Annotated in this window: 13 protein-coding genes and 1 pseudogene; 7 read left to right on the forward strand and 7 right to left on the reverse strand. The window is 41.7% G+C overall.

Annotated elements, in window-relative coordinates; translation table 11 throughout:
- Window positions 1–338: 338 nt before the first annotated feature.
- From AACL30_RS04445 to AACL30_RS04465, 5 genes are all read right to left on the reverse strand, one after another.
- A complete protein-coding gene (locus AACL30_RS04445) occupies window positions 339–1,187 on the reverse strand; it encodes an ATP-binding protein (protein WP_339057843.1) in 849 nt (282 codons plus the stop codon).
- Window positions 1,188–1,192: 5 nt separating this feature from the next.
- Entirely contained in the window at window positions 1,193–1,987 is a 795-nt protein-coding gene (locus AACL30_RS04450; protein ID WP_339057844.1) for a replication protein, read from the reverse strand.
- 141 nt (window positions 1,988–2,128) lie between these two features.
- Window positions 2,129–2,455 carry a transposase gene (locus tag AACL30_RS04455; protein ID WP_339058388.1) on the reverse strand — a complete coding sequence of 109 codons (327 nt, stop codon included), beginning with the start codon at window positions 2,453–2,455 and terminating at the stop codon, window positions 2,129–2,131.
- A gap of 83 nt (window positions 2,456–2,538) precedes the next feature.
- The gene (locus AACL30_RS04460; protein WP_339057845.1) at window positions 2,539–2,916 is read right to left on the reverse strand and encodes a transposase; all 378 of its coding nucleotides are present in this window, start codon (window positions 2,914–2,916) and stop codon (window positions 2,539–2,541) included.
- Window positions 2,917–3,208: 292 nt separating this feature from the next.
- Window positions 3,209–3,454, reverse strand: a complete 246-nt coding sequence (locus AACL30_RS04465; RefSeq protein WP_006706107.1) for a helix-turn-helix domain-containing protein — start codon at window positions 3,452–3,454, stop codon at window positions 3,209–3,211.
- Between the two features lie 125 nt (window positions 3,455–3,579).
- On the opposite strand from AACL30_RS04465, the gene AACL30_RS04470 reads away from it, so the two are divergent.
- The 4 genes from AACL30_RS04470 (at window position 3,580) to AACL30_RS04485 (ending at window position 7,336) form a co-directional block, all read left to right on the forward strand.
- The gene (locus tag AACL30_RS04470; RefSeq protein ID WP_339057846.1) at window positions 3,580–4,227 is read left to right on the forward strand and encodes a LexA family protein; all 648 of its coding nucleotides are present in this window, start codon (window positions 3,580–3,582) and stop codon (window positions 4,225–4,227) included.
- A gap of 175 nt (window positions 4,228–4,402) precedes the next feature.
- The gene (locus tag AACL30_RS04475) at window positions 4,403–4,846 is read left to right on the forward strand and encodes an IS200/IS605 family accessory protein TnpB-related protein (RefSeq protein WP_339057847.1); all 444 of its coding nucleotides are present in this window, start codon (window positions 4,403–4,405) and stop codon (window positions 4,844–4,846) included.
- Window positions 4,847–6,019: 1,173 nt separating this feature from the next.
- Window positions 6,020–6,316 (forward strand): transcriptional regulator, encoded by a 297-nt coding sequence (locus AACL30_RS04480; protein WP_339057848.1) that lies wholly within the window; start codon window positions 6,020–6,022, stop codon window positions 6,314–6,316.
- 297 nt (window positions 6,317–6,613) lie between these two features.
- Window positions 6,614–7,336, forward strand: coding sequence for a helix-turn-helix transcriptional regulator (locus AACL30_RS04485; protein ID WP_339057849.1), 723 nt, complete (start codon window positions 6,614–6,616; stop codon window positions 7,334–7,336).
- Between the two features lie 122 nt (window positions 7,337–7,458).
- On the opposite strand, the gene AACL30_RS04490 is transcribed toward AACL30_RS04485, so the two are convergent.
- Window positions 7,459–7,581: a hypothetical protein gene (locus tag AACL30_RS04490; protein WP_339057850.1), complete on the reverse strand. Its 123-nt coding sequence runs from the start codon at window positions 7,579–7,581 to the stop codon at window positions 7,459–7,461.
- Between the two features lie 625 nt (window positions 7,582–8,206).
- Here AACL30_RS04490 and AACL30_RS04495 point away from each other — a divergent pair.
- From AACL30_RS04495 to ltrA, 3 genes and pseudogenes are all read left to right on the forward strand, one after another.
- On the forward strand, window positions 8,207–8,461 hold the full coding sequence (locus tag AACL30_RS04495; RefSeq protein ID WP_339057851.1) for a transcriptional regulator: 255 nt from the start codon (window positions 8,207–8,209) through the stop codon (window positions 8,459–8,461).
- Window positions 8,462–9,162: 701 nt separating this feature from the next.
- Window positions 9,163–9,468 (forward strand): annotated as a pseudogene (locus AACL30_RS16405) (reverse transcriptase domain-containing protein); the annotation flags it as partial.
- A 1,250-nt stretch (window positions 9,469–10,718) separates the two neighbouring features.
- Complete coding sequence (gene ltrA / locus AACL30_RS04500; protein WP_339057671.1) at window positions 10,719–12,023, forward strand: group II intron reverse transcriptase/maturase; 1,305 nt, start codon at window positions 10,719–10,721, stop codon at window positions 12,021–12,023.
- Between the two features lie 436 nt (window positions 12,024–12,459).
- Here the strand turns inward: ltrA and AACL30_RS04505 are convergent, their stop codons facing one another.
- Window positions 12,460–13,245: a hypothetical protein gene (locus AACL30_RS04505; RefSeq protein WP_339057852.1), complete on the reverse strand. Its 786-nt coding sequence runs from the start codon at window positions 13,243–13,245 to the stop codon at window positions 12,460–12,462.
- Window positions 13,246–13,702 lie beyond the last annotated feature (457 nt).

The following is a 13,702-nucleotide window of genomic DNA, read 5'->3' on the forward strand; positions in this document are numbered from 1 at the left end:
TTTATTTATTGAATTATAATGCTTTTAATGAAAATGTCACGGTGCTTTAAAACGGTTATGAGAAAAAAATAGTGTTGTCTGTTATCGCCAGAATCACTGATAAAGCGCAAATTGTTTCGCTAGCAAAAAATGGTTACCCTGTTTTTTAAATAAGCTCCTTTTACTCATAATCTTTTAAAATTATATTAATTTCAATAAATTGATTAATATTACTTTGTTAACAGTGCATTATCTGTTAGGTTTCTTGATGCAATTGGCCATTAGTTAACGGTTGTTGTTGACATGGGTTGTATTCACTCTCTGCCGATACGCTCTGCATCCGTGTTTAATGGCCGTCACTAAGTCACCCTCGATCGATAACTGTCCCAGGTAAACGCCAGTGTGCAGCCCCCGCCCTCGTTCATCCGATCCATCACACGTTCACCCATAAACTGCGCTAAGGCTTCTTTTGGCAGATTACTGAGCAAAATGGTCGGTTTCATCCCTTCGTACCGATTGTTGATGATGTCAAACAAGATAATTTTCTCTGTGTCAGAGCCAAATTGAACGCCTATTTCATCAATGATTAACAACTCTGGTGAGATGTGCATCCGCAGCACCTCGGCCTCTGTCATCTGCGTCGGCTTAGTCCAGGTTGATTTATATAATCGCACCAAGTGCAGGGCTGAGGTGAACAGTGCCGATGCCTGGTAGGCAGTGATAACATGCTGAGCAATGGCCAGCGCTAAGTGGTTTTTGCCTGTGCCGGGTTTGCCACACATCACTATCCCCCCGCCTTGTTTGAGTCGTTCAGGCCACTGATTGGCGTAGGCTTGACACACTTTCAGGCAGTGCGCAGCCTCTTTATTGATGGGCTCAAAATTATTCAACGTCGCTGATTGAAAACGTGGGGGCAAATTCAAACCCTGCATCAAGCGGATAATCTGTTGCTCAGAGAGACGTTTATCGTTTTCCTGTTGAGCTTGCCGAAGCGCCGCAATTTTATCTCGGATACAGTCTGGGCAGGTTGAATGGCTGGCGACACAGCTAATCACATTGAATTCTCGAATACGCTGTTCATAAGATCCATGTTTTTTACAGTAGGCATTTTGGGTAAACACGGCGGTGTTGGGAATAGCCATCGGTGGCTGCGCAAGGGCGAGGAGATGCTTTTCCAGACACGTGATTTCTTCCTGATAATCAAGCATGGTTATCACTCCATCCAGACCGGTATATCCGAAACGCCATAGTGTTTTTCATTAAAATTTTCAGTCATCCGGTGGGAGGCAGACTGTGGTTTAATACCAAACTTCACCGCATTTCTGAGCCAGGTATTTAAGGCGGCATCCCAATTTTTGAACTTTGACCCTTTAGAAGCGTGATAATCCACAAACACAGCAAATTCACTGAGCAGGTTGACGCCCAGTTCATTGGCCAATGAGGTGTGTTTTTCAGAAGGGGTAAATCCTGAGGGTTGTTGCGTGGCTTTGTTAATTTTTTGGGCAACGCTTTTTGGTATTATAGGCACTATCTTTATATTGTCTTTTTTGTCTTTTGTAATAGTGTCTTTTGTGGTTAACAGATTCTGTAAAGGACGATTTACCGTTTCCTTAAAGGTTTTCTTTACAGATACCGTCAATGTTTTACTGATTGTGTTAACCTTGGTTTTCCAGCTTAAAATCGCCTTGTTTATGCCTACCGATCTGCCTGCTGAAATCAATATGCCTAATTTAATCAGCTCGTTTTTAACGGTGCTGCATCGAGTTTCTGGCAGTCCCGTCAGGGCTGAAAGTTGAGCATTACTAACCCAATCCCGTTTTTTATTGAACCCGTATGTTTTACGTATCACCGCCAGCGCGATCAATAGCTGATTCTGTGTTAATCCCGCCCGTAAAATTGCCTCAAGCAATTCATTAGCCAAACGGGTATAACCGTTATCGGTATCAACCACATGACGTTCTTCACCCTTTGTATGCGGACAAAAATTTACATAAGCGATATTACTCATAGTGATCTCCATAAAGTTTCTGGAATGTGTGTAATGCTTGCGTAAAGCCAGTCTGTGTTATTGGTAGAGAACCATTAAAATTCACAATTGCCTTCATGATTATACAGACAGCTATGAAATTTACTTTTTGACATGGCACTGTTAACAAAGTAATTTAAAGACCTTAAGACAAGCGATGGCGAAAAAAGAAAAGAAGGTGATATCAAGCTTATCAAAGCGCAAAGCGAGTCTTTTATGTTCTTTTATTTTGCCGAAGAAACGTTCAATGGCATTACGTGTTTTATATTTTTCTTTATCTTTTGGCGGGATACCGGAATAAATCGCGCCTTGGCGGCGGGGGATCAGCGGGTATTTTCCGCTATCACGAATAAACTTTTTGACATCATAAAAATCGTAACCTTTATCCACGATGACATCGCTTATCTGTCTCCAGTCTCCTTTTGCCCACAAGGTAGAAAAGACTTTTATATCAGTACGTTGTCTCTAAGAATAAACAGACACTCCTGAGACAATCGCCTGAAAGGCCAACATAAATTTTAGTGCTCATTCCTTTACGACCGCGCCCTATCGACTGAACTCCTTTTTTTTAAACTCCCTGAGCCAGGGCGGTGTAGGCTCACTGTGGTGCTGTCTATCCAGACGCAGTCAAGGCTGATTTTCTTTTTTTTCTGCAATAGATAAAGCAAATGCCAGAATAGCCCATTCTCACTCCAGCGTTTAAAACGTGTGTAAATCGTATGCCAGTGGCCATAAAAAGTAGGCACGTCACGCCAAGGGATACCGGTTTTCAATACGTATAACACTGCCGAGAAAAAGTGATAATGGCTGATACCCGTGGGTCTGCCTGGACGCTTGTAATATTTAAAAATATGAGGCTCGATTTCTTTTATAAAATCGGACGCTTTGATCGGATAATGTCTGTTTTTCATCCTTAATAACCCCACAAAAAGCGGATATTATCTCAACACTCACTTTGTTAACAGTGCTATATCCAAGCACATCAAAACAACACTATGACCGCTTTCAATAGACCTGCCTATGATCAATTAAATTTTTTATTTATAATCAGTATTTTATACAATAATAATATAACATACGGGTTATAAAATGCTTCATCGTAGTCGTGGATGATAGGTAATGATGGTATCCATTAAACAGTCTTTCCTTTGTAGATTAAATTCATTAAACTTTACTATTCAGAGAAAAAAGCGATCTAGGTTGTTAAAATGTAAGTGAAGGTGGGTTCCGTGAGCTTAGACGACTTGACTTTTCTTCCCCATACATCAACCAATGAGGGTTGCACTGGAGTGCTTTGGCAAGTTCCAATAGATAACGCGGCCGTTTGGTGATTCCAGCCTCAATTTGCTGAATGGATTGCTGTTTAACACCCGTTTTTTTGGCAAGTTCGACCTGAGTTATTTTCAGTGCTGAACGTCGTTGTCTAATCCGTTCAGATAGGTTTTTCATAGTCTCTCCAAAACAAATTTATTTGCATTTAATAACAATTTAATTTGTTTGTCAAATACAGTTTTTCTTGTGAATATGTGAATATGTGAATATATTAAGGAGAGTTATTTTTTAGGGATGACTTCATGAGTATTGCGGATAGAGTTCGAAGCAGACGAACAGAATTGGGCCTTACTCAAAAAGATTTAGCCAAACGAGTCGATACTTCTCAACAAGCTATTGAACAATTGGAAAATGGTAAAACAAAAAGACCACGCTATCTTCCTGAGCTTGCTAACGCTCTGAATTGTCAACTTTATTGGTTATTAAACGGGGGCGAGCATAAAGACGAACCTAACAACGTTGCCTATATCACTCCTCATAAGCGAACAAAAGTTTATCCATTGATCAGATGGGCACAAGCTCGTAATTGGAGTGAATCTATTGAACCTTATTATAATGTTTCTGAAATTGAAGAATGGCCAGAATCAGCGGCTCATGTCATGGGAGAAGCTTTTTGGCTACGTGTCAAAGGGGATTCTATGACATCACTTATCGGTGTGAGTGTGTCAGAAAATACACTTATTCTTGTCGATACAGGCCGTGAGGTTAAAGATGGAAATTTAGTTATTGCAAAGTTAACTGATGCCAATGAAGCAACGTTCAAGAAATACATCATTGACGCAGGAAAAAATTACCTAAAACCATTAAACCCAAGCTATCCACTCATCCCCATCAATGGTAATTGTCAGATCATCGGCGTAGTAATCGAGGCAAAAATGCGACTTATTTAACAGTTTGCGCGAAATTCTCCGTCCATAGCTAGCTGATTACCTAATAGCCAATGCAGTCTCTCTACGGCTATCCGCCTCATTGTTAGGAATGAAACCTATAATTGTTACCTGTTGTGGCAATCAAATTGTAAACAGTAAAGCGGGTGACGACACAATTGTTCAGGATGTTAGATTCGTGCCAACAGGCAATGCATTCTTCGTTGAGTTGGTTTATAAGTTCAAGTCAATGCCTAAAGTCTTGCTGAATAAGAGCAATGCTTTAGGCATCAATAATCTTGCCACCCTTATTTCAAACCAGCCAGCTGTTCAACCTGTTCTGGTTAACGGGAAGATGATTAAATCAGTTAAACGATTATGCTGGATAAATGATTATCTCCACAAGGTGAGTCGTTTCATTATCAATTACGCTTTGATGGCCGACGCAGGAACCCTTGTTATTGGTCACAACTTCGAATGGAAAAAATCCATTAACATCGGCAAGCTGAATAACCAAAAATTTGTCAGCATTCCTCATGCCAGGCTTATCGAGATGATTCACTATAAAGCCGATGAAACCGGGCTCACTGTGATTGTAAAAGAGGAAAGTTACATCAGCAAAGATAGCCACAGCTCAGATTAGGTTATGAGCCCGTCACGCTAAAGAAAAAATTCTATGGTCAATAAACTTCTGGCTTGGTTTAATTAAAATTTCAATGTCATAGCCTAACCGATTTAGGCATTGCATCAGACTTTTCTGACATGTTAGAGAGTTTGCTATTTCCTGCTTCAATCTAGGATCTAGCCCTAATTTTTCAATAGAGCAAATAATCTGTTTTAATATCCTCCTTCAGCTTATATCAGTTTTTTGTGTCTGAAGATTTCCACTGAGTTCACCTTCCCACAAAATTTTTTTCAATTGAATTTTCTTTCAAATACAAAAAATAAGTTTTTAATTTCACTTTAAACAAAATTAATTGTTTACTAATGTACAATATTGTTTGTATATTATTTCTGCGACTCATTTAAGATTACAACTAACGCCACCAGGCAAGACAGCCCAAGAAGTAGCAGCCTGACCCGGCGCCCCTGTGAAAACGGGGACAAGTCGTGAATTAGATTTAGGCAGGAGCCACTAAGCAGCACGCATTGGGTGAGCGATGTAATCACCCCCAGCCTCGATGAGAGACCGACTGGCAAAGAGTTCTTTAGGAAGGAAGTCATCTTTTACTTTATCGTCGTTGCATTAGCAACGACTTTAACAATGTTTGTTAATGTCCATGCAAAAATCACCGGGATACCCATTCAAACCAGCCCGAAGCCTGGCGACCATGAAAGTAATTGAGAAAATTAAATAATTTGAGGAAAAAGTGAAATGCAAGTAGAACAGAAAAATAGAGTCGAAAAAAAGAGTATTCTGGCATCGGGTTAAAACAGAGCCAGTGCGACTGCTCTAGATATTACAAGTATGTTAGGAGATGACTATCAAATGCCGTATGCGGCGACATGTATCCAGTCTTGCATCGCTTCTGTCAAGGCAAGTCGCCTCGGACAGGGATAAGTGATTGGCAATGGAAAATGTTCTCCCCTTAATTTTTTCATTAAATATATAGAGTTATTGCCTAATAGTAAAATAAGCGGCCTGTTATAGTAATAAATTGAATTTCAAGCCATTCTGACACGAGTTTCGCACTATAAATAACGGAGAAAAAATATGGCCTAACAATCCAATATTAATTAATTTTAGATAGCGCTAACAGAGATGGTCGCGAGCCACCCCTGTCAGCTAACCACCACAACCTGACTGGAGGCTGCTATGGCTATAGTCGATATTACTCAATTTTCTGAATTTCGGGAAGTCTTTCCTGAATTAACCCCTGTCCAATTTGAAACCGCGATGCTTTTTGCGTTAGGCATATCGCAAAAAGACATCGCAGCGTTGCGGTCAGTGTCATATCCCGTGGTAAACGCGACGTTGGAAGAGATAAAAATCAAACTTAATTTCTATTCACTCAACAGCTTGTTGGCGGTATTTCAAGTGCGTCTTGTGTTTTTTGCGTTACGGGGATGTGTTCTACAAAGAAAGAATGAGAGGAAGATAACCGGCCGTTAAAATAGATAACACAAAATGGTATACCAGAAGACCCAAGGTCACCCTTCAAGCTTTGGGTCTTCTCAAAACACACTCCGCGCCTTATCACAAAAATAAAAAATAAGATACCCTGTATATTTCAGGTAACGCCCTTCTTTTTTTTGATTAATAATTCACGTTCACTAAGTAATTCACCCTCTTTATTTGAGGAAATCATTGTGATAAATAAATCCATTGTTGTTGATATAATGTTATGGGCAACCGAACTTTATCTAATTCTTGATAGCGTTGATTATCCACAAAAGTCGTTCCTAAAAAATGAAAACGGATAATAACGTACAATATACGGCGGATGAGATATCAAAACAGCTGATATTGCTGTGCGAAAGTAGCACGAACCCCTGGGGCATTAAGGATAATGAATCACGCTACTTGTATGCGAATAAAGCCTGGTTTGAACTGTTGAATCTTCCCGCTAATTTTAGGCTCAAGGGTCGATTGGACAGCGATATTCCGCATGCTAGCGCAAAGTTTGCCTGTTATTTTCAGGAGCATGACCGCCAAGTCCGTGAAACGCAACAAAGTCTCTCTTCACTGAATATTTATCCCTATGGGCGTAAGCAAATAGTTCAACCTTATATTTGTGAAAAATTCCCGCTTTATAATGAAAAGGGGAAATGTATAGGAATTATTTTTCACAGCAGAAAATGCGCCTTCTTTTCTGCGCTGCAATGTATTAATGGAGAACTACCTAATTTACCGGTTTTTCATTCAACAAAGAAATTGTTTTCTAAAAAAGAACTTGAGGTGATATTTTTTGCTTTATATTCTCTGAGTGCTAAAGAGATAGCCAAAAAACTACATCTTTCTCACCGAACCATAGAAAACACATTACAAAAAATATATCGAAAAGCAGGAATAAATTGTCTAAATCAATTAATAACATTTTGCAAAATAAAAGGATTAGATAACTACATCCCACCTCAACGTCTCCCTATAGGCAGTCAACTGATTGACGTGGGTGTTAAATTTCTATTCTAAAGGTGGGTACTGGATATTCTCGATAAAGAAGTGGGTAACCCCCAATTCAACCTAAAGCCGAACTACTCGGCAACAACGGTGTGAGCAATCTCTCGAGGATGAGTAACAGCTTCAAAAATACCTTAATCGCCTATATACCCTTCGCCTTTGAAGCCGCCGCGTTGTTGGCTGCGGGTGTTCGCCGAATCACGTAGTATGTCTACGCTCATCGGTCTCACACCCTGGCCGCCTAGCGGCAACTTCAAAGACGGAGGGTATACACATTTGATTTTACCGACCAAGACCTTTCAATTTTATGGCGTTCTTTTGTGTTATCTCATAGCGTAAACTGATATTTCTCTGTCATACCGTAATAGATACCCTAGCAGGTGTTGTCAACGCTACTTTATATTGGGCTCTTCCGTAAATAATGTTGGATTAAAGAAACAGTTCAACTCGCCGGTCACTGAAAAATAATGGGCGATCTTCGCTCTTCGAGGTAGAGCAAGTAATTTTTGAGAATGATCATTTTCAATAGATAAAAAGTCAGAAAATGATTTATATCTCAGTTAGCTACAGTGTTCAGTAACAACATTAGCGCTGATACAGAAACTGACTCTGTTGAACGTCCCTTTGACTTGGGTGCTTCAGGGGCGATTCTCGTGGATAACCCGTATCACCAATAACTAAATAAAACAATAAGTCAACTACCAAAGCGGCCAATCAAAAAAAACCGCTGTATCACATCATAACTCAATGGAGAAATGAGCTGAGAATAGCTCAATGAGCAGTGGTGACACAACCTCAGCCTGTGTGGATATCAATAAATGTTAATTAGCACTACAAACCACCCCTATCAGCTAACCACCATAACCTTCACGGGAGGCTGCCATGGCTGCTTTCGATATGACTCAATTTTCTGAATTTCGGGAAATCTTTCCTGAACTCACCCCCGTCCAGTTTGAAACCGCGATGCTTTTTGCTTTGGGAATATCCCAGAAAGACATTGCAGCGTTGCGGTCAGTGTCATACTCGGCAGTAAAAAAGACGCTTTTTCAGACAAAGAATAAATTTGAGCCGCATTCGCTCTATCGTCTTTCTACTGTGTTCCATGTACGTTTTGTACTTTTCGTATTACAGGGGTAAGACCGCGCCAATAGGAACGACAGCACCTTTATCACGAAATACACATCACTCACTTTGGGAGACATTGTGATGAATGAATCCATTGTTGTTGATATAATATTATGGGTAGTTGACTTATTGTTTTATTTAGTTATGGTGATATGGGTTATCCACGAGAATCGCCCCTGAAGCACCCAAGTCAAAGGGACGTTCAACAGAGTCAGTTTCTGTATCAGCGCTAATGTTGTTACTGAACACTGTAGCTAACTGAGATATAAATCATTTTCTGACTTTTTATCTATTGAAAATGATCATTCTCAAAAATTACTTGCTCTACCTCGAAGAGCGAAGATCGCCCATTATTTTTCAGTGACCGGCGAGTTGAACTGTTTCTTTAATCCAACATTATTTACGGAAGAGCCCTTTTAATCATTAGCACTGACAACATCCCAACCATGGAAACGAAACTATAGAAATAGCAGCAAAAGCTAGGTGTAACACAGAACTTAGATTTACATCGCTCTGTCACCACATAACACGTGAAAGGGTGTGGGGAAGTCTAAAACACACCGCTAAGAATAGCACGGCGGGAGTATAGATGGTGTAAATGTAAAAGAAGCGAGGGGGAGACTTTTCAAGACTGGATAGGGTGCATGCTTCAAGCAGTACATCGTAAAGGCTACAAGGCTCCGCCTGTCAGGCGAGTTTGAGTCCCTAAACCGGGAAAACCTGAAAAGCGTCCGATAGGGGTTCCCTGTATTGCTGATCGCGCCTTGCAAAGGAGTGTTGTTGAAGTTCTACCACCGTATGAGCAAGATTTCTTACCTTGTTCATACGGTGGTAGAGCAAGACTAAGCGCGCATCATGCCCTATCAAAACTTAATGAAGTCATAGCAGGGAAGAAAGTAAGATGGGTTTTAGAAGCCGATCTGAACAGCTTCTTTTGTAGTTTAGACCACGGATGGATACTAAGATTTGTGAAACACCGAATAGGGGATCCGAGGATAATAAACCTTATCCAGAGATGACTCAAAGCAGGTGTCCTAGAAGATGAAGAATTGTAAACAACGAAGTTGGGCACACCCCAGGGTGGATCAATCAGCGTATTACTAAGCAATATATACCTACACTATGTCCTTGACCTCTGGTTTGAGAAAGTTGTTAAACCTAGATTAAAAGGCGAGTGTTATCTAATACGCTATAATTGATGGCTTTGTAGTATGTTTTCAATATCGTGCAGATGCATTGCAATTTCAAGCAGTACTGGCCAAACGACTTGGTAAGTTTGGGTTGTTACTAGAGCCAAGTAAAACGCGATTAGTAGAGTTTGGACGATTTGCGCAGAAGCACGCAAAGGAGCGGAATAAGAAAATAAAAACGATCTATTTTCTAGGTTTCACGCACTACTGTAGCCGAAGGAGAAGAGTAGACTAAAACGTAGCTTAAGTAAGTTACGTGAACTAATGCGTCGCATACGGCACTATAAAATCCAAGAACAAGCCAAAGCAATGCCTATTATGGCCTTGGGGGGAATCATAGATCCTTATGGAAAGTCTATCGATATACTACAAGGTACTGGCATAAAATGCTTTGTAGCTGAAGTTGGAAAGGGTATATAACGTGGGAAAAGTTCCGTTTACTCATCACGAAATATACTCCTCTACAGTTGCCAAAGCTAAGGCTATCCTTTGCAGAAATGCAGAAGTTAGTTACGCTGTGAATCAAATCTCGAACAGCGTAGTGCGGGAAAACCGCATGCTGCGTTGTGCGTCCAGCAAAGGCTGGTACATTCAGCAGGAGATAGACCTGCCAGGGTAAAAGTCGGCGCCCTGTAGCTTGGGTAGCAGCATGGCGGGAAACCAAGATGTTGAAGCCTACCGACAACCTTACCGTTAGGGTAAGTGCGAGATATCAGGCCGTAATACAAATGAACACAGAGGTGGCCCCGAAAGTGCGTAACCTCGAAGGCTGAGCCCGCAACGTAGGGGGCGAAAGCAGCATTGCTGAGCGAAATCGACTGAAACACTGAGCAACTTCGGCGGGGTGGTAGTGACGGCATGATATCAAGGATGTACGAAGCAACTGGAGAAGCCCTCCTCGTCCCAGTGAGAAAGCCACTGGAGCAAGGTAGATTCTATAACCGGTGAACCGGGAAGTGAATCGAAGACGAGAGGGTGGCGGAGGGGTGTGTAGTAGTGATGAAGCAAGGTAACGCTTGTGGAGCAAAGGCACCCTACTGACAATAATGCTTCTAACAACAAGGGAGGCAAGGGTTGTCATGATAAAAACAACCATTAATTTGCAAGACCTGAGAAGGAAGATATACATCAAAGCGAAGGCTGATAAATCTTGGCGATTTTGGGGTATCTATGTTCATGTTGGTAAGATGGAAACGTTGCGTACCTCCTATAAGCTGGCGAAACAAAACAAGGGGGCACCAGGAGTAGATGGGGTGACCTTTGAAGAAATTGAGTCCGCAGGGGTAGACAACTTTCTTGAATCCATCAGGAAGGATTTACTCTCCAAGACCTACTACCCACTGAGGAATCGGAAACGGGCGATACCGAAAGCTGGAGGGCAATCCAGGATGTTAAGTATTCCCACTATTCGAGACCGCGTAGTGCAAGGTGCAGTCAAACTCATTCTAGAAGCGATATTCGAGGCAGATTTCCAGCCGGGCTCTTTTGGTTATCGCCCCAAGCGAACGGCTGCTGAAGCAGTAGAACAGGTAACAGTAGCAGCTATCAAGAATATGACGCGAGTCATCGATGTCGATCTCAAATCGTATTTTGACACCGTGCGCCACGATATTTTGTTAAGCAAAATAGCAACGCGCGTGAATGACAAAGAAGTCATGCGGCTACTCAAGCTGATACTGAAAGCAGGTGGGAAATGTGGGGTACCTCAAGGCGGTCCGTTGTCGCCATTACTGAGCAATATCTATCTCAATGAGGTAGATAAGATGCTTGAACGAGCAAAGGGGGTAACGGGTACGGATGGATATCAGCATATTGCATACGCGAGATGGGCTGATGATCTTATCATAATGATCGACAGCTATAGAAAATGGGATTGGCTGGCAGCGGGTGTCTACAAACGACTGAAAGAAGAACTCATGAAGTTGGGAGTAACACTTAATTTAGAAAAGACACGACAAGTTGATCTGAAGCAAGATGAATCCTTCAGTTTTCTAGGGTTTGTTTTTAGAAGAACGAAAACAAAGCAAGGGAAATGGGGAATCATGAAAACACCGAAGATGGACGCGAGAACACGGCTTTTACAGAAATTAAAAGCGGTGTTCAGAGGCCATCAGTCTCAACCGATTGATCGGGTCATTTATCTCATCAATCCGATACTCAGAGGCTGGGTGAATTATTATAGGATCGGTAATTCAAGTCGATGTTTTACCTACGTTAAAGATTGGGTAGAAAAGAAAGCGAGACGTCATTTAATGAAGGCACGTCGACGGCAAGGCTTCGGCTGGGGGAGATGGAGTAGGGAAGGGTTTTATCAAAAATTAGGTTTATATTCAGACTATAAGATTAGATATTACCCAGTACCGAAAGTGTCGCCAGCCAGATAGGTCACATAAGCTTTGGTATGAAGTTGTCAGGTAAGCGTAGTGCGGGAAAACCGCATGCTGCGTTTGACGAGGCGGGCGATGGAAACGGGAGCAATCAAGATAAGTCGTGATTTGATCACCGCGCCATTGTTCGACCCTACTGACGAGGCGGGCGATGGAAACGGGAGCAATCAAGATAAGTCGTGATTTGATCACCGCGCCATTGTTCGACCCTACCTTAGAGGGCGAACATACAGTAATGTGGGTTCGCTACTCGACTGACAACAGCTGCTAGGGTATCTATTCGGTATGAAAGAGAAATATCAGTTTACGCTATGAGATTACACAAAAGAACACCATAAAATTGAAAGGAGGTGAGTCATACGGGACTCGAGCCCACAACCAAAGGTTTATAACACAACTGCCTCTGCCAACTGAGCTAACAACCCACACAAGATTAAAAGGGGATTTTAAGGACGGCAAGAATCACACCAACAGCAACCACTAACATACCACCGAGCTTGATGGTTGTTTGCATGCCGCTCTTTTCGATATCCTTACGCATTAGGGACATTTCAGTCATGAAATCTTTGCGTACATCGGCTATCTGAGCATCGGTCTTCTCGAAACGTGCCGCCATATCTTTACGGACATCGGCTATTTGGGCATCGGTCTTCTCGAAACGTGCCGTCATATCTTTACGAACATCGGCTATCTCAGCAGACAACTCTTTATGGACTGAGACTATTTTAGCGTCAGTTTTTTCAAAGTTATCATCAACTTTTTCGAATCGAGTTTCCATGTCTTTGTGAACACAGGCTATCTGAGCATCGGTCTTCTCGAAACGGGCTTCCATGTCTTTGCGAACACAGGCTATCTGAGCATCGGTCTTCTCGAAACGGGCTTCCATGTCTTTGCGAACACAGGCTATCTGAGCATCGGTCTTCTCGAAACGGGCTTCCATGTCTTTGCGAACACAGGCTATCTGAGCATCGGTCTTCTCGAAACGGGCTTCCATGTCTTTACGGATACCAACAATTTCAGCCGATAGGTTTCTGTGGCTATCGGTTATATGGATAGTCAAGTCCTTACGAAGGTCTTCAAGGTCGCGTTTAGTGGCCACATCAGCAACTTCGTGAGATTTACGCACGGCTAAAGAAAGCGCTTTCGCCTGCTCTGTACGAAAACCAGCATTTTCAAGCGTTTCGACAAATTCTTGTGTATCAAATGCGACCTGAGCCATTACGACGTTCTCCTCAATGCGTTTGGCTTAGTTTAACCGATAAGTCCGTTAACCTGCAAAGGTTCAATGATTAACCAGGCCTGCATCATTATTCACAACAAAACATCATTTCACTACGGAGAGTTAAAGTAAACCTGCCCGTTGTTGCTGGCGTTGAAGTCACCACTGACGAATTTAACCTTATATTTGAATACCATTCATAAAGAGAATGGTGAAGGAAACTATAAACGTCCTTTAATAAAAGCTTGTGACAACACAAACTCAATAATTATTGATGGCAGAATTTAGAGATTAACTTATTGAAAAATCATCAAAGCCCGAAATTATAGCTTAAGTGTTATAAATTGATTTAAAATAGAGGTTCAGAGAAGACATCAACCCTCTGGCACTAACAGGAAGCCAAGGAAAACGTGCTGATTTAGTGCAAAGATTGACGATCACCCAATCCTAGGTCAAG

The organism is Candidatus Regiella endosymbiont of Tuberolachnus salignus, assembly GCF_964020115.1.
Classification (GTDB): Bacteria; Pseudomonadota; Gammaproteobacteria; order Enterobacterales; family Enterobacteriaceae; genus Regiella; species Regiella insecticola.